Source organism: Comamonas odontotermitis, assembly GCF_014207855.1.
GTDB lineage: Bacteria > Pseudomonadota > Gammaproteobacteria > Burkholderiales > Burkholderiaceae_C > Comamonas > Comamonas odontotermitis_A.
In genome coordinates this window covers 16078-31838 of the sequence record NZ_JACHKZ010000014.1, presented here as the reverse complement: position 1 = coordinate 31838, position 15761 = coordinate 16078, and the positions used below count along the sequence as shown (strand labels likewise).

The 15761-nt window shown below is 60.4% G+C and carries 15 protein-coding genes; 6 read left to right on the top strand and 9 right to left on the bottom strand.

Annotation, left to right across the window (positions count from 1 at the left end; translation table 11 throughout):
• The first annotated feature begins 4 nt into the window (after nt 1–4).
• A complete protein-coding gene (locus HNP33_RS12120) occupies nt 5–691 on the top strand; it encodes a response regulator transcription factor (RefSeq protein WP_184708766.1) in 687 nt (228 codons plus the stop codon).
• Nucleotides 692–843: 152 nt separating this feature from the next.
• Here the strand turns inward: HNP33_RS12120 and HNP33_RS12115 are convergent, their stop codons facing one another.
• Nucleotides 844–1203: a hypothetical protein gene (locus HNP33_RS12115; protein ID WP_184708764.1), complete on the bottom strand. Its 360-nt coding sequence runs from the start codon at nt 1201–1203 to the stop codon at nt 844–846.
• A gap of 415 nt (nt 1204–1618) precedes the next feature.
• Nucleotides 1619–1978 (bottom strand): hypothetical protein, encoded by a 360-nt coding sequence (locus HNP33_RS12110; protein WP_184708762.1) that lies wholly within the window; start codon nt 1976–1978, stop codon nt 1619–1621.
• Between the two features lie 450 nt (nt 1979–2428).
• On the opposite strand from HNP33_RS12110, the gene HNP33_RS12105 reads away from it, so the two are divergent.
• The 4 genes from HNP33_RS12105 (at nt 2429) to HNP33_RS12090 (ending at nt 6545) form a co-directional block, all read left to right on the top strand.
• Nucleotides 2429–4624, top strand: coding sequence for a malate synthase G (locus HNP33_RS12105; protein ID WP_184708760.1), 2196 nt, complete (start codon nt 2429–2431; stop codon nt 4622–4624).
• A 178-nt stretch (nt 4625–4802) separates the two neighbouring features.
• Nucleotides 4803–5495 carry a CsgG/HfaB family protein gene (locus HNP33_RS12100; RefSeq protein ID WP_184708758.1) on the top strand — a complete coding sequence of 231 codons (693 nt, stop codon included), beginning with the start codon at nt 4803–4805 and terminating at the stop codon, nt 5493–5495.
• A 14-nt stretch (nt 5496–5509) separates the two neighbouring features.
• Nucleotides 5510–5875, top strand: a complete 366-nt coding sequence (locus HNP33_RS12095; protein ID WP_233464505.1) for a DUF4810 domain-containing protein — start codon at nt 5510–5512, stop codon at nt 5873–5875.
• Nucleotides 5876–5879: 4 nt separating this feature from the next.
• Nucleotides 5880–6545 carry a DUF799 domain-containing protein gene (locus HNP33_RS12090; RefSeq protein ID WP_418903842.1) on the top strand — a complete coding sequence of 222 codons (666 nt, stop codon included), beginning with the start codon at nt 5880–5882 and terminating at the stop codon, nt 6543–6545.
• A gap of 107 nt (nt 6546–6652) precedes the next feature.
• Here HNP33_RS12090 and HNP33_RS12085 read toward each other — a convergent pair whose 3' ends face one another.
• From HNP33_RS12085 to HNP33_RS12075, 3 genes are read right to left on the bottom strand one after another with little or no spacing between them, the layout of a single operon-like run.
• Nucleotides 6653–6835 carry a hypothetical protein gene (locus HNP33_RS12085; RefSeq protein WP_184708754.1) on the bottom strand — a complete coding sequence of 61 codons (183 nt, stop codon included), beginning with the start codon at nt 6833–6835 and terminating at the stop codon, nt 6653–6655.
• On the bottom strand, nt 6832–8019 hold the full coding sequence (locus HNP33_RS12080) for a PepSY-associated TM helix domain-containing protein (RefSeq protein ID WP_184708752.1): 1188 nt from the start codon (nt 8017–8019) through the stop codon (nt 6832–6834). The genes HNP33_RS12085 and HNP33_RS12080 overlap by 4 nt, the downstream gene beginning before the upstream one ends.
• Before the next feature lie 3 nt (nt 8020–8022).
• The gene (locus tag HNP33_RS12075) at nt 8023–10170 is read right to left on the bottom strand and encodes a TonB-dependent siderophore receptor (protein WP_184708750.1); all 2148 of its coding nucleotides are present in this window, start codon (nt 10168–10170) and stop codon (nt 8023–8025) included.
• Between the two features lie 171 nt (nt 10171–10341).
• Here HNP33_RS12075 and HNP33_RS12070 point away from each other — a divergent pair, with 171 nt between their 5' ends.
• The gene (locus tag HNP33_RS12070) at nt 10342–11184 is read left to right on the top strand and encodes a ChaN family lipoprotein (RefSeq protein WP_233464504.1); all 843 of its coding nucleotides are present in this window, start codon (nt 10342–10344) and stop codon (nt 11182–11184) included.
• Nucleotides 11185–11259: 75 nt separating this feature from the next.
• On the opposite strand, the gene HNP33_RS12065 is transcribed toward HNP33_RS12070, so the two are convergent.
• The 4 genes from HNP33_RS12065 to HNP33_RS12050 all read right to left on the bottom strand — a co-directional run bounded on the left by HNP33_RS12065 (nt 11260) and on the right by HNP33_RS12050 (nt 15716).
• Nucleotides 11260–12255 carry a Bug family tripartite tricarboxylate transporter substrate binding protein gene (locus HNP33_RS12065; protein ID WP_184708746.1) on the bottom strand — a complete coding sequence of 332 codons (996 nt, stop codon included), beginning with the start codon at nt 12253–12255 and terminating at the stop codon, nt 11260–11262.
• 80 nt (nt 12256–12335) lie between these two features.
• Nucleotides 12336–13910, bottom strand: a complete 1575-nt coding sequence (gene garD, locus HNP33_RS12060) for a galactarate dehydratase (RefSeq protein WP_184708744.1) — start codon at nt 13908–13910, stop codon at nt 12336–12338.
• Nucleotides 13911–13920: 10 nt separating this feature from the next.
• Complete coding sequence (locus HNP33_RS12055; RefSeq protein WP_184708742.1) at nt 13921–15216, bottom strand: TRAP transporter large permease; 1296 nt, start codon at nt 15214–15216, stop codon at nt 13921–13923.
• Between the two features lie 17 nt (nt 15217–15233).
• Complete coding sequence (locus HNP33_RS12050) at nt 15234–15716, bottom strand: TRAP transporter small permease (RefSeq protein WP_184708740.1); 483 nt, start codon at nt 15714–15716, stop codon at nt 15234–15236.
• Between the last annotated feature and the right edge of the window lie 45 nt (nt 15717–15761).

The window sequence follows — 15761 nt, the reverse complement described above, 5'->3', positions numbered from 1 at the left end:
CACCATGCTCCCTGCCACGCTCGCCCTGGTCGACGACGACACTGAATACTGCGAATTCCTCGCCCAGCACCTGCGCAACCAGGGCGTGAAGGTACAGGCTTATGGCGACAGCAGCGACCTGCTGGCCGACATCGAGCCCTATCGCTTCGATTTCTATGTGCTGGACTTGATGCTGCCCGGTGTGGATGGCGCAGAGCTCATCCGCATTCTGCGCAAGCGCACGCAGGCCGGAGTGCTGATTGTCTCGGGGCGCCTGGGGCCGGAGGTGTTTGCCGAAGTCATCAACGCAGGCGCCGACATGTACCTGACCAAGCCAGTCACCTTCGAGCAGGTGGAACTGGCCATCCGCGCTGTGCATCGTCGCATCATGACCACGGCCAAGACCGCTACCGCCTGGAAGCTCGACAGCCGCCGCAGCGTGCTCACCGCACCTGACGGCCAGATCGTGGAACTGAGCCCGACGGACCTGCTGCTGATGGAATGCTTTCTGCGCGCCCAGGGCGAAGTGGTCAGCCGCGATCAGATCCGCGACCTGCTGGGCCACAACAACGCCGCTGATTCGGACAACAGCCTGCATGCCACCATCTACCGCCTGCGCCGCCGCATCGAAAAGGTCACCCCGCTGGCCGTGCCGCTGCAATCACAGCAAAAAGTCGGCTACCAGTTTCGCGCGCCACTCGTGGCGGCATGACAGCTGGCGTGATTGTGTCAATTTTTTAGAAAATAGCAGCTAGTGCCCATCCATACTGCACTGCTCGCTATCAAAATAGATGCCGCGCAATGCAAAAAAGCGAGCCAAAGGCTCGCTTTTTTTGACCCGGCACAACCCGGGCTATCGACCCATTACATGGTCATCTTGCTTTCCACATCTGCCACCTTGCGGCGAGCCAGGGCCAGGTTGGCACGGGCGTTGTCCAGCACGTAATACACGAAGATGCCCGACAGGCGCTGCGATGGGCGGATCAAGTGGTATTGCTTGCCCAGGGTGATCAGAATGTCTTCAATACTGTCGTTCAGACCCAAGGCCTTCATCGTCTTCATCTTGGCGCGCACCACTTCGGTGTTGCCGGCGGCTGCCAGCTCCAGATCCACACCGGTACCGATGCTGCCCAGCATCATGCCGCTGTTGTAATCCACCACGGCGGCACACATGGCGCCGTCCATCGTCATCAGATCATTCAAGCTGTCGTTCAGATTTGCCATGGTTTCCCCACTTTGTTTGATGTAGATCAGTTACGTCACCTTGTTCAGGTGATAGTGATTTTATTAAGTCACTTCTGACCAGATCAATCATTGAAGATGTTTTGCATTCGGCAATCCGGCGCCTTGGGGCTATGGATTGCTGAATTTGATAGCAGCTTGGCAAACCCAGACATGCTTGCGGATCGGATTGTCACACTGCAACATAGCGTATCGCAATCGTAACAAAGCGTGTGTTATTTACGACGATGTGCGCAAGAGCCTATGACCCTACATGCAGCGCGGTGCGAGGAATGCCCGCACCGCACCACGTGAATGCCAACGCCAGGCGCAGAGCGCTATGTTTTTGAAAGCAATAAAACAAATAAAAACGGGCCCTAGGGCCCGCTTGAAGAATGACAGGGCAATGCCCAAGCCATTACATGGTCATTGCACCTTCCACATCGGAGACCTTGCGGCGAGCAAGTGCCAGGTTGGCACGCTTGTTGTCCAGCACGTAGTACACGAAGATGCCGGCCAGCTTGGCCGCTGGACGAATGATGTGGTATTGCTTGCCCAGGGTGATCAGAATGTCGTCAATGTTCTCGTTCAGGCCCAGAGCCTTCATGGTCTTCATCTTGGCGCGCACCACTTCAGTATTACCTGCGGCGGCCAGTTCCATGTCGACGCCAGAGCCAGCGCTCGCCAGCATCATGCCGCTGTTGTAATCCACCACGGCTGCACACAAGGCGCCGTCGAGGGACATCAGATCGTTCAAGCTATCGTTCAGATTTGCCATGATTTTTTTCTCCTGTGGGATGAGCGAACTCTGCGAAAAATTACTTTGACTCAATGAAAGTGATCATATCTGATCATTTCTGATCTGTATCAATAAATACATTGTTTTGCGGTTCATTCTTTGCTTGCAATGCATTAAAGATTCAATTTTTATAGCAATAAATCTAATAAATAAGCCAATTTTTCCAGTATTTTCTGACCTCTCTGGCTCTGTCTGATTCACGACACAGGCCGCCGCAAGGCACAAAAATGAGCTTTTTATCCGTCGTCATGATCAGAACTGATCACCGACATGGATCGGGCTATGACAACGAAGATGCAATTACGTACTTAAAAGTCATGTATCTACGTTTTTTTTGTAGATTGATCACTACGCAGGTATGCAATACAGTGGTCTGACAGGGTGCCGACAGGTACCGTTTGCTTAAGAGACATTGACCGAGGTAGAGACATGACCGATCGCACCACCATCCACGGCCTGCAAGTGGCCACCGAGCTGTACAACTTCATCAACCAGGATGTGTTGCCTGGCACCGGCGTGGACCAGGCCGCTTTCTGGCAAGGCTTCGACGCCATCGTGGCCGATCTGGCACCCAAGAATGCTGCGCTGCTGGCTGAACGCGACCGCCTGCAATCCGAATTGGACACCTGGCACAAGGCCAATCCCGGCCCAATCAAAGACATGCAGGGCTACCGCAAGTTTCTGGAAACCATTGGCTACCTGGTGCCGCAACCCCAAGGTGCAAAAGCCACGACCGAGAACGTGGACGCCGAGCTGGCTATCCAGGCCGGCCCGCAGCTCGTGGTGCCGATCCTCAACGCCCGCTACGCCCTCAACGCCGCCAATGCACGCTGGGGCTCGCTGTACGACGCGCTGTACGGCACCGACGTAATCAGCGAAGAAGGCGGCGCCGAAAAGGGCAAGGGCTACAACCCGGTTCGCGGCGCCAAGGTGATCGCGTTTGCACGCGATTTCCTCGACCAGGCCGCGCCGCTGGCATCGGGCTCGCACAAGGATTCAACCGCTTACGCCGTTGAAAGCGGCAAACTGGCGATCACGCTCAAGGACGGCAGCAAGACGGGCCTGAAGGACGCAGCCAAGTTCGTGGGCTTCCAGGGCGACGCCGCAGCTCCCAAGTCTGTACTGCTAAAGAACAACGGCATCCACATCGACATCGTCATCAACAAATCCACCCCCATCGGCCAGACCGATGCGGCCGGTGTTTCCGACGTGGTGGTGGAAGCCGCCCTGTCCACCATTCTGGACCTGGAAGACTCCGTGGCCGCCGTCGATGCCGAAGACAAGATCAACGGCTACGCCAACTGGCTGGGCATCCTCAAGGGCACGCTGACCGAAACCTTCGACAAAGGCGGCAAGCAGATGACCCGAGGCCTCAACGCCGACCGCGAGTACACCGGTGCCGACGGCAAGCCCGTCAAGCTCCATGGCCGCTCGCTGATGTTCGTGCGCAATGTGGGCCATCTGATGACCAACCCCGCCATCCTGTGGGGCACAGACAAGAAGGAAATCCCCGAAGGCATCATGGACGCCGTGGTGACCACCGCCATCGCCATTCATGACCTCAAGGGCAATGGCGCCAATGGCATCAAGAACAGCCGCACCGGCTCTGTCTACATCGTCAAGCCCAAGATGCATGGCCCTGCCGAAGCCGGCTTTGCCAACGAACTGTTCGGCCGCGTTGAAAAACTGCTCGGCCTGCCCGAGAACACCGTCAAGCTCGGCATCATGGACGAAGAGCGCCGCACCACGGTGAACCTGAAGGCCGCCATTGCCGCAGCTCCTGCGCGCGTCGCCTTCATCAACACTGGCTTCCTGGACCGCACTGGCGACGAAATGCACACCGCCATGTACGCAGGCCCCATGGTGCGCAAGGCCGACATGAAGGCCAGCGCCTGGCTGCCTGCGTATGAAAAGAACAACGTGCTGGTGGGCCTGGGCCTGGGCCTGCGTGGCCGCGCCCAGATCGGCAAGGGCATGTGGGCCATGCCCGATCTGATGAAGGCCATGCTGGAGCAGAAGATCGCCCAGCCCAAGGCCGGCGCCAACACCGCCTGGGTGCCCTCACCCACCGGTGCCACGCTGCACGCGCTGCACTACCACCAGGTCAATGTGGCCGACGTGCAGAAAGAGCTGGAAAAGACCAACGCCGACGGCGAGCGCGACAACCTGCTGGGCGCCATCCTGCAGGTGCCTGTCTCCAGCAACCCCAGCTGGAGCGATGCCGAGAAGCAGCAGGAAGTGGACAACAACGTGCAGGGCATCCTGGGCTATGTGGTGCGATGGGTAGACCAGGGCGTGGGCTGCTCCAAGGTGCCCGACATCCACAACGTGGGCCTGATGGAAGACCGCGCCACGCTGCGCATCTCCAGCCAGCACATCGCCAACTGGCTGCAGCACGGCGTGGTGACCGAGGCCATGGTACGTGACAGCTTTGCCCGCATGGCCAAGGTGGTGGACGAGCAGAACGCAGGCGACGCCGCCTACAAGAGCCTCGCCGCCAACCCACAGGGCGCAGCCTTCCAGGCCGCGCTGGATCTGGTGTTCAAGGGCAAGGAACAGCCCTCAGGCTACACCGAGCCGCTGCTGCATGCATGGCGCCTGAAGGTGAAGGCTGGTCTTCATTGATCAAGCCACTCACAGGAAAACAGATCACCACCTCAGAAACGGCGCCTTGGGCGCCGTTTTTTTATGCGTTAAGTCAATAAAAAATAACTCACCAGATGGGTACCCATGAGCGTAAGCCAGCAGTAAGGTTTGTTATTGATACTTAATCGGTTTTCGCATTTACATATCTAAAAACTATATGAAAGCTCATTTCTACTCGGCCATGCTTGCGCTGGTCGGCGGCACATTGCTTCTGGCTGGCTGTGCCACTGAATCAAACCAGCCTATTGCAGTTGCAAAAACACAAGCTGCAGTACGTACCTATCAGGGGCCCCGCAGTCCCATTGCAGTGGGTCAATTCAATAATCGTTCCAGCTACCTGCGTGGAGCTTTTTCCGATAGTGTTGACCGTCTTGGAGGACAGGCCAAGACAGTGTTAATTAGCCACTTGCAACAAAGCAATCGCTTTAATGTGCTCGATCGCGACAACATGGCTGAAATCAAACAGGAAGCCAGTCTTCAGGGAGCTGCGCAGCAGCTCAAGGGGGCAGATTATGTGATCACCGGCGATGTGACAGAGTTTGGCCGCAAGGAAGTGGGTGATAAACAGCTCTTCGGCGTTCTGGGACGGGGCAAGACACAGGAGGCCTACGCCAAAGTCACGCTGAACGTAGTCAGTATTCGTACGTCTGAAGTCGTGCACTCAGTGCAGGGCGCCGGAGAGTACCAACTATCCAACCGCGAAATCATTGGCTTCGGCGGTACCGCGAGCTATGACTCAACCTTGAACGGAAAGGTGCTCGACCTTGCCATTCGGGAAGCCGTGGATCGCCTGGGCGAAGCCATTGACGCCGGCCTGCTCAAGCCTGCTGCAATTACACCATCGAGGTAAGCCACATGCAATCGATGGCTTCCTTCACCCGCACCACCCGGCTGGCCCTGCTTTTGGCCATTTTTGCCCTGACCGGATGCGCAACACAAAAATCGCTGTATGCCTGGAACGACTATTCGCCTCAGGTATACCAATATCTCAAAGAAGGCGGCGGATCCGCTGATGGACAAGTCCTCGCCTTGGAAAAAGGCATTGAACAGGCATCAGCGCAAAACGCAAAGTTGCCCCCTGGCTATTACGCACACCTGGGTCTGCTGTATCTCAACACAGGGCACAGCGATAAAGCCATTGCCGCTTGGAATAGAGAAAAGGATCTTTTTCCAGAATCCACCCAATACATCGACTATCTCATGAATAACATGAAGAAAAACGGAAGCTGACATCGTGTTGAGACATATCGCCCGAATCGCAGCATGGACTGCAACATTTGCTTTGTTTGCGCAACTGGCTGCCTGTACCACGGCACCCAAAATTGACCGGACGGCATTTCAGGCCGCAAAGCCGACATCGATCCTCGTGCTACCGCCACTTAACGATGCGCCGGACGTCAATGCGACACCCAGTGTGCTATCGCATGCCACCTACCCGCTGGCTGAAGCTGGCTACTATGTAATGCCGGTCACTCTGGTGGCTGAAACATTTCGTCAGAACGGGATGAGTGTACCCAGCGACATCCATGAGGTGCCATATACCAAGCTGCGGGAAATATTTGGCGCAGATGCCGCGCTGTATATCAAAGTTAATCGTTATGGCACCAGCTATATGATCATTAGCAGTGCAGCAGTGGTGCAAGTGCAGGCACAGTTGATCGATCTCAAAAATGGCCAGGAACTCTGGAAGGGTCAAGCCAGCGCCTCCAGCGAGGAAGGCGGAAACAGTGGCGGAGGCCTGGCTGGGATGTTGATCACCGCGCTTCTCAAGCAGGTGATCAATAGTACGACCGATGCATCCCACGGCGTAGCCGGGATCGCGACTTCCAGATTGCTGGCAGCAGGACACCCCAACGGAGTGCTTTACGGCCCGCGTTCGCCGTTATATGGCAAGGATTGACATCGATTGTCTCGCACACTGGCGCAACATGCGTCATGCATCCATTGAAAAGCACCGTTAAGGTGCTTTTCTTTTTACAACTGACTGCTCAAATCATTGGAACTGATTCAACTGCGCCGCAGCCAGCCAAACCAGATACATGCAGCCGCCGGAATGCCCAGCGTCAGCCAAGCCAGCATGTCGCCAAGGCCACCGTCGCTGAACAGTGCCGACACGAGGCCAGCGCAGGTGAGCAGGCCCATGGCGAGGGGCCAGCCCCACAGCGCCCAAAAGGGGTGGCGCGGCTTCATGGTGCGGTCTCCAGCGGCTTTTTCAGCGTTGCCAGGGCAGGCGGTGCTTCATCCGCCCCGGTGGCGGCCTCTGGCTTGCGCTCGGGGGCGGTGTTGCCCTTTCTGAGCCACAGGTACAGACCGCTGCCCAGCACGATGATGGTGGCGATGTCGAGCAGCGCCCAGAGGATCTGCATGGGCATGCCGCCATAGTCGCCAAAATGCAGCGGCTGAGACACCAGCAGCGCTGTCAGGTACCAGGGCAGTTTGGGCGCTGCCGTCACTTCAGCCGTCTTGGCATCCACCAGCACCGGCTGCAGCAGCTTGGATGTGAACGGTTCATTGCCTTTAAAGAAGAAGGTGGTGTGGTGCGGGCTGGAGAAGGTCGTGCCGGGGAAGGCGACAAAGGAGAGCTTGGTCTGCGGTGCCTGGGCCTGCGCCACTTCCATCGAGCGCTGCACAGAGCCGCGCTCGGCCACCGGCACGGTGGGCTGGCCCTGGTAGGGCACCATGAGTGCGCTGAGCTGGTCGTACTGCCAGTATTTAATGACCAGATCCGCCCAGGTGTTGATCATGCCCGTGGCCCCCACCACAAAGAGCCACACCAGCGTGACGATGCCCAGCAGGTTGTGCAGATCGAGCCACTTGAGGCGTGTGCGCCTGTCGCGCCGCACGGTGCCGAAATCCAGCTTGCGCATGAAGGGCGCATACAGCACTAAGCCGCTGACAATGGCCACCAGGAGCAGCAGCCCCATGAAACCCAGAAACAGCTTGCCCGGCAGGCCTGCAAACAGGTCGACATGCAGCTTGAACATCACGTACATGAAGCCTTCGTCAAAGCGTGGCTGCGCCAGCACCTGGGCCGTTCGCGCGTCGATGGCCACGGAGCGGAAATCGTCCGTAGGCTCCGGCGTGGGCGTCAGGGTGACGAACCAGAGATTGTCGTCGTCCGCATCCTTGGAGGCGAACTGCACCACGCGGTCCGGGTGCTGGGCGCGCGCCACTTCCAGCACCTTGTCCAGACTGGCATGCGGTGTGCCGGGCGCCATCTTGGGCGTCTCCACCTCGGTGCCCAGCAGGTGGCCGATCTCGTGGTGGAAGATCAGCGGCAGGCCCGTCAGGCACAGCAGCAGCATGAAGGCGGTGCAGACAATACTGCTCCACTTGTGCAGCCAGACCCAGATCTTGATCGTTCGGCTCTGCATGGATCAGAACCTGTAGGTGGCGCTGGCCACCACGCTGCGCCGCGCACCCCACCAGCAGTCACCACGGGCAAGGCAGGTGCTGAAATACGCTTTGTCCGTTGCATTGTTGATGTTGAGCGCATAGCGCCAGTGCTCCGAATCGTAGGCCACCATCAGATCAAGGAGCGCCACCGAAGGCATGCGGGGGCCCCGGTCTGCGCCTTCGATGTCCTGAAAGCCGCTCAGATAACGCACGCCCGCGCCTGCCGAGAAGCCCGTCACCCCGGCTATGGCAAAGCGGTACTTGCCCCACACCGAAGCCTGGTTGCGCGGCATGTCGGTGAGCTTGCGATCCACATTGGTGTAGTTGTAGTTGGCGATCAGGTCAACGGACTTGGCCAGCGTGGTCTTGAGCTCCAGCTCCAGCCCCTTGTTCCTGGTCGCGTCCACCTGGCGGCCGTAGTTGGGGTTGGTCGCGTCGGAGACGATGCGGTTCTTTTCCTTGAGCGAGTAGACCGATGCGGTGAAGCTGGTGGCCGAGCCCTCGGGCTGGTACTTGACACCAGCCTCCACCTGCTCGCCGCGCAGGGGTTTGAACAGGCTACCTGCCGCATTGGTACCCGCCTGCGGCGTGAACGATTCGGTATAGCTCAGGTACGGTGACCAGCCCGAGGGCAGCGCGTACATCACGCCCAGGCGGCGGCTGTTGGCATTGGTGGTCTCTGATGCACGGCCTTCCGCGCCGCTGGTACTGCGGTCATGGCGCAGCCCGGCTACGAAAATCCACTGGTTCCACTTCATCTGGTCCTGCACGTAGATGCCCGCATTGCGTTGCGTGGTGCGGGGCAAATCCTTCAGCTCGGTCACCGGCACGTAGCCAACGCCGTAGACCGGGTTGTAGGCATCGATAGTGCTGTAGGTGGAGCCTTCGCGCTTGTCCTGGCGCTGGCGCGAGTATTCGGCTCCCACCAGCAGGGTGTGCTGCACTGCACCTGTCCCAAAATGGCCCTCGACATGGTTGTCGATGGCGTTCATACGAGTCCAGGCCAGGGATTTGTCGTTGTAGCGGCCCAGCAAGCGCTGTCCCGCCGGGTCCAGGCTCCAGCCGCCGGGCAGCGCGAAAGAGTCGGCATAGTGGTAGTGCGAATCGTTGAAGGTGCGCGCCGTGCGCGCATTCTGGCGATAGCTCCACTGGTCGTTGAAGCGGTGCTCAAACTGCCAGCCAAAGGTCTTGCGCGTAGTGTCGTAACCATCTCCGGGCTCGCCGATAAAGCGGCTGCTGGGCAACTGGCCATTAACGTTGGGCAGGAAGGTGCCCTGCCAGGGCAGGAACTGCGAGGTACTGCCGGTCTTGTCCTTCTGCCACAGGCCCTGCAACGTGAGCGACGTGGCAGCGCTTGGCCGCCAAGTGAGCGAAGGCGCCAGCAGCGAGCGGTCGTCGGGTACATAGTCCACCTGCGTATCGGCCTTGCGCTGCAGTGCAACCAGGCGGTACGACCAGGCGCCATCAGCGCTGAGCGGGCCGGTCAGATCCGCCTGAATCTGCTTGCGGCCGAATGAGCCAAATTGCACGCCCACCTCGCGCGCAGCCTCTGCCTGCGGGCGCTTGCTCACCATGTTGACCACGCCCGCCGCCGTGCCTGCACCAAACAGCATGCCCGCCGGCCCGCGCAACACCTCCACCCGCTCCAGCGTATATGGATCAGGTCGCGCGGTGGCCGTGTACCAGCCGGATGAATACATCTGCAGGCCATCCAGGTACAGCGACGGCTCGCTGCCCCGAATCAGAAAGCTGTCGGCGCGCGAGTCGATGCCATAGGCGTCGGAGCGCACGCCCGCTGCGTAGGTCAGCGCATCCTGCAGGTTGGTGGCGCCCTGGTCGAGCATCTGGTCGCGCGTCACCACCGTCACGGACTGCGGAGTCTCGGCCAGTGGCGTGTCGGTCTTGGTGGCGGTGGCAGCATTTCGCGCCCGGTAGCCGATCACGGACGACGTCGCCGTCTCGGCTTCTGTGGAGGCATTGACCCGCACCGTTGGCAACGTGGCCTCGGCAGGTGTTGCAGCGGGCGGCTCCTGCGCTATCGCAGCCGAACCCGAGGACAGCGCAACCAGCGTGGCCGCAGAATGCACTGCCAGCCGCTTGCGGCTGGCAATCGAAAATGTAGAAGCCATTGATTTTATAAATATTAATGAGAATAATTCGCATTCTAAATAAATTATTGAATCCACGTACCTCTCGCGGACATGGTTTGCCAGCACAGCCATGGATTTTCTTGCGCTGAAACACCCGCCCAATAGGCCGATGCATTGAAAGTGCATGCCCGCGCCGCTAGCATGCGCACCATGTGGAAAACCAAGACACTCCCGTCCGGCCTCCTGGCCGCCAGCTCGCTCGTTTTCGTTTTCATGCTGGCCGGCTGCGCCAGCAGCGCGTCGCCTCCCGCCACTCCGCTGGGGGACTGGAAGCGCCAATTGCTGCTGCAACACCCGCCAGATGTGCTGTTGCTTGGCGAACAGCACGATGCCCCGGAACACCAGCAATGGCAGCGCGATACCGTGGCGCAATGGGCTGCGCAAGGCCGTCTGGCCGCATTGGTGCTGGAGATGGCCGATGCAGGCAACAGCACGCAGGGCCTGCCCGCATCGGCGAGCGACGCAGAAGTGCAGAGCGCCCTGGCCTGGAACGATGCAGGCTGGCCATGGAAGAGCTATGGCCCCGCGGTGATGACCGCTGTGCAGGCCGGTGTGCCGGTGTTGGGCGGCAATCTGCCGCGCGCGAAGATGCGCGAAGTGATGCGACAGCCGCAATGGGACACCCATTTGCCCCAGCCTGGCTGGCAGCGCCAGCTGGACGCCATCCGCGACGGCCACTGCGGCCTGCTGCCCGATGCGCAACTGGCGCCAATGGCACGCATACAGCTCGCCAAGGATGCGAGCATGGCCAGCACGGCGCAGCAACAGGTGCGGGCAGGCAAGACGGTGATCCTGATTGCCGGGCGCGGCCATGTGCTGCGCAGTATTGGCGTGCCGAGCTGGTTGCCGCCGGGATTGCGCTCAGTGGTGGCCATCGGGCAGGCAGGCGATACAGAGCAAGCCCCGCAAGCCGACCGGGACTCGGTGCACTACACGCCAGCGCTTACTGCCAAAGACCATTGCGCGGAACTGCGCGCAAAGTGGAAAAAATAGAGACACCGGCAGCGCCCGCACCAGATCGGGCGGCGCGAAAGCCGCGCCAAGCGGGCGAATGCATGGACAAGTGGATCAGCCGTCCACTTTCACATTCGCCTCCTTGATCACTGCTGCCCACTTGGCAACTTCCGCCTTCTGAAAATCTGCCACCTGCGTGGTACTCATCGTCGAGGCATCCATGCCCATGGATTTGAGCCGTGCCTGCATGTCGGGCGTGGCGATGATCCTGGCAATCTCCTGATGCAGCCGCTGCACGATGGCATCTGGTGTGCCGGTCGGCGCAAAAATCGCCTGCCACGAAGTCACCTCGAAATCACCCAGACCGTTGATGCCCGACTCCGCCACCGTGGGCACGTCCTTGAGCGCATCGAGCCGCTGCCTGGAGGTGACTGCCAGCGCACGCAGCTTCCCGCTTTGGATATGCGGCGCGGCTACCACCGTGGTGTCGAACATCATGTCCACCTGCCCGCCCATCACATCCTGAATGGCCGGGCCGCTGCCTTTGTATGGCACATGGGTGAACTTGACGCCCGATTTCCAGCCCAGCATCTCCAGCGCCAGATGCTGCGAAGTGCCGGTACCTGCCGATGCGGAAGACAGGCCACCCTGCCTTTTCTTCGATGCCTCCAGCACATCCTTCAGGTTTTTGTAGGGACTGTTGGCAGCCACCACCAGCACCAGCGGATTGGTGCCGATCAAGGTGACGGGAGTGAATGATTTGACCGGGTCATACCCCAGCTTGGGGTAAAGGCTGATGTTGATGGCGTGCGAGCTGATGGTGCCGCCCAAAATAGTGAACCCATCGGGCTGGGCGCGCGCTGCGAGCTCCGAGCCCACGCTGCCGCCCGCACCGCCCTTGTTCTCGATCACCACCGTGGTGCCCAGCGCCGGGCCCAGTTGCTGCGCAATCAGGCGGCCCAGCGTATCGGTGGTGCCGCCGGTGGCAAACGGCACCATGTAGGTAATAGGCTTGCCCTTGGGCCAGTTGCCCTGCGCGCGCACAGCAGCGGGCAGGCAGGCCAGCGCCAGGGGTACGGCAGCGGCTTTCAACAGTTGACGGCGTTGCATGTCTGTCTCCAATCGGGTGGTTCAAAAGGGGGGATGCACCCGTCTTGCTGCGGGTTGGAATGGCTCTTCAAAATGTGCGCTCAGGTCACCGGCGCCGGGTTGAACAGCACCAGCGCGTTGTGCAGCTTCCAGTGCTCAGCCCAGGTTTTTTTCCTGCCGCTGGCCACATCCAGCATCAGGTGAAACAGTTCCCAGCCCAGGTCTTCAATGCTAGCCTCGCCATCGGCGATGCGGCCCGCATTCACATCCATCAGGTCGTGCCAGCGGCGCGCCAGATCGCTGCGCGTGGCCACCTTGATGACCGGGCACTCCGCCAGGCCGTATGGCGTGCCACGACCCGTGGTGAAGATGTGCAGGTTCATGCCTGCTGCCAGTTGCAGGGTGCCGCAGATGAAGTCGGACGCGGGCGTGGCCGCATAGATCAGGCCCTTTTGCTGCAGTTTCTCACCGGGCGCCAGCACACCGTCGATGGGTGCCGAACCTGATTTGATGATGGAGCCCATGGCCTTTTCCACGATGTTGGACAGGCCACCCTTCTTGTTGCCGGGCGTGGTATTGGCGCTGCGGTCGGCACTGCCACGCGCCAGGTAGGCGTCGTACCAGGCCATCTGCTCCACCATCGCCTGTGCCACCTCTGGCGTGCGGGCGCGCGAAGTCAGCTGGTCAATGCCGTCGCGCACCTCGGTCACTTCCGAAAACATCACGCTCGCGCCAGCACGCACCAGCAGATCGGTGGCAAAGCCCACCGCCGGATTGGCCGTGACGCCGCTGAACGCATCACTGCCGCCACACTGCACGCCCACCACCAGCGCGCTCGCGGGCACGGTCTGGCGGCGGCGCTGGTTCAGCTTTCGCAGATGCACATCCGCCTGGCGCACGATGGAGTCAATCATGCTCATGAAGCCCACGTGCTCTTCGGCCTGCAGGCACACCACATCCAGGTTGGCGGCGGGCGCTGGTGGTGCAGCAGCATCGCGCTTCAAAGGCAACAGCGGCGCTTCGAGCGGCAGCAGGCGCTCGGGCTGCAGCTTTTCGCAACCCAGGCTCACCACCATCACCTCGCCACCAAAATTGGGGTTGTGGCTGATGTTGCGCAGGGTACGGATCGGGATCACGGCATCGGGCGCATCAATCGCCACGCCGCAGCCGTAGGTGTGCTCCAGGCCCACCACATCATCGACGTGCGGATAGAGGGGCAGCAGCTCCTTTCGGATGCGCGCCACCGCCACATCCACCACGCCCGACACGCATTGCACCGTGGTGGTGATCGCCAGAATATTGCGCGTCCCCACTGAGCCGTCGGCATTCACATAGCCTTCAAAGGTATGGCCTTCAAGGGGCGGCTGCGCAGGCGGTTTCACCGTGGCCATGGGCAGACCATGCAGCTTGGGCGCGGTGGGCATGCGCAGGGTCTGCTCGTTAACCCAGCTGCCGCGCGGCAAGGCGCGGCTGGCGTAGCCGATGACCACGTTGTAGCGGCGTACGGCATCGCCTTCTGCCAGATCGGCCAGCGCCACCTTGTGGCCTTGCGGTACCTTGTCCACGAGCGTCAGCCCATCGGCAAAAACGGTGCCCGCGGGCAAACCGCCATCGTTGGCGACAATGGCCACGTTGTCTGACGGGTGCATGCGGATGTAGAGCGGTTGGGTCGTCATCGCAGCGCCCTCACTTCACGGTCATGAACAGGCCGGGCAGCCAGGTGGTGAATGCAGGCACGAAGGTGACCAGCGCCAGCGCAAAGATCAGCGCGCCATAGAAAGGCCAGATGGTGCGCATCACCGTGCCGACCGAGACCCCGCCAATGGCGCAGCCAACGAACTGCGTGGTGCCCACGGGTGGCGTGTTCAGGCCCAGCGCACAGTTGATGAGCAGCACGATGCCGAACTGCACCGAACTCATGCCGTAGTGCTGCGCAATCGGCAGGAAGATCGGCGTGCACAGCAAGATGGTGGCCGCCATGTCCAAAAAGGTGCCCAGCACGAACAGGATGACGTTGATCAGCAGAAAGATCATCCACGGCGTGGTAGTGACTTCGGAGAGCAACTGGCCCGTCAGCTCGGCCACGCCATACAGGCTGATCAGGTAGCCGAAGGTGCTGGAGATGCCGATCAGCAGCAGAATGATGCCGGTGTTGCGCACCGCCTTGGAGGCCGCCTTGACAAAATGTTCCCACTTGATGGAGCGGTACACCAGCACCGTCAGCGCCAGCGCATACAGCACCGCCACCACGGCCGATTCCGTGGCGGTAAACACACCGGACAGAATGCCGCCCAGGATCAGCACCACCACCAAGAGACCCGGCAGCGCCGCCGCAAAGCTGCGCGCCACGATGTGCCAGCCAGGAAAGGTTCCCGCAGGGTAACCGCGCTTGCGCGCCACCCAGTAGGCCGCGGCCAGATTGGACAGCGTCAGAATCACGGCAGGCAGGATGGCCGCCAGGATCAGTGCCGCAATCGACACCTTGCCGCTCGCAGCCAGCGCATAGATGATGATGTTGTGGCTGGTGGGCATGAGTGCGCCCACCAGAGCGGCGTGCGTGGTCACGTTCACCGCGTAGTCGGCGTGGTAGCCCTCCTTCTTCATCATCGGAATCATCACCGCACCCATGGCCGAGACATCGGCCACCGGCGAGCCGGAGACGCCGCCAAACAAGGTGCAGGCCACCACGTTCGACATGCCCAGGCCTCCGCGCACATGGCCGATCAGCGCCCGGGCAAAGTTGACGATCCGGTCTGCAATGCCACCGTACAGCATCAGCTCACCGGCAAAAATGAAGAAGGGAATGGCGAGGAAGGAAAAAACGCTCATGCCCGCCGTCATCTGCTGAAAGCCGACTTCCAGCGGCAGGCCTTCATAGGCCAGCGTGGCCAGCGCCGACAGGCCAATCGAGAACGCCACGGGCACGCCCAGCAGCAGCAAGAGTGCAAACGAGATGCACAGAATCAACAAGGGGGTTGTCATCACGAGACCTCGGCTGCTCAGTTGGCTTCCACTTCGCGGCCCTGCGCGAGTGCAATGATGTGTTCAATGGAAAACAGCACGATCAGGCTGCCTGCGATCACGGCTGGGATGTACTTCCAGCCCTCGGAGATGCCCAGGGTGGGCAGGCGGTATTCCCACACCGATTCGGCCAGCGACGCGCAGCTGTAGGCCATGCAGGCGCCAAACAGCAGCACCAGTGCGTGGATCAGGTATTCCATCTTGGTGCGCAACCAGTCCGGCGCCAGCACCAGAAACGATTCCAGCCCGATATGGCCGGAGTTGCGCACACCCACGGCCACACCGAACATGGTGACGTACAGCACCAGCAGCAGCGACAGGCTCTCGGCCCAGGTCGGCGTGTTGTTGAGCACATAACGGCCAAACACCTGCCAGCTCACCGCAGCAATCAGGAGCACCAGCCCCATCACTCCCAGCCACATGCATGAGCGGGACAATGCGCTGCAAATTTTGGTATACATAGTTTTGAGGCCCAATCAAACCCCAGCGCTTGTACAGAAAGCGCC

Coding starts and splice junctions, on each gene's coding strand:
- HNP33_RS12120 (WP_184708766.1), top strand. CDS start 5: ATGCTCCCTGCCACGCTCGCCCTGGTCGACGACGACACTGAATACTGC.
- HNP33_RS12115 (WP_184708764.1), bottom strand. CDS start 1,203: ATGGCAAATCTGAACGACAGCTTGAATGATCTGATGACGATGGACGGC.
- HNP33_RS12110 (WP_184708762.1), bottom strand. CDS start 1,978: ATGGCAAATCTGAACGATAGCTTGAACGATCTGATGTCCCTCGACGGC.
- HNP33_RS12105 (WP_184708760.1), top strand. CDS start 2,429: ATGACCGATCGCACCACCATCCACGGCCTGCAAGTGGCCACCGAGCTG.
- HNP33_RS12100 (WP_184708758.1), top strand. CDS start 4,803: ATGAAAGCTCATTTCTACTCGGCCATGCTTGCGCTGGTCGGCGGCACA.
- HNP33_RS12095 (WP_233464505.1), top strand. CDS start 5,510: ATGGCTTCCTTCACCCGCACCACCCGGCTGGCCCTGCTTTTGGCCATT.
- HNP33_RS12085 (WP_184708754.1), bottom strand. CDS start 6,835: ATGAAGCCGCGCCACCCCTTTTGGGCGCTGTGGGGCTGGCCCCTCGCC.
- HNP33_RS12080 (WP_184708752.1), bottom strand. CDS start 8,019: ATGCAGAGCCGAACGATCAAGATCTGGGTCTGGCTGCACAAGTGGAGC.
- HNP33_RS12075 (WP_184708750.1), bottom strand. CDS start 10,170: ATGGCTTCTACATTTTCGATTGCCAGCCGCAAGCGGCTGGCAGTGCAT.
- HNP33_RS12070 (WP_233464504.1), top strand. CDS start 10,342: ATGTGGAAAACCAAGACACTCCCGTCCGGCCTCCTGGCCGCCAGCTCG.
- HNP33_RS12065 (WP_184708746.1), bottom strand. CDS start 12,255: ATGCAACGCCGTCAACTGTTGAAAGCCGCTGCCGTACCCCTGGCGCTG.
- garD (WP_184708744.1), bottom strand. CDS start 13,910: ATGACGACCCAACCGCTCTACATCCGCATGCACCCGTCAGACAACGTG.
- HNP33_RS12055 (WP_184708742.1), bottom strand. CDS start 15,216: ATGACAACCCCCTTGTTGATTCTGTGCATCTCGTTTGCACTCTTGCTG.
- HNP33_RS12050 (WP_184708740.1), bottom strand. CDS start 15,716: ATGTATACCAAAATTTGCAGCGCATTGTCCCGCTCATGCATGTGGCTG.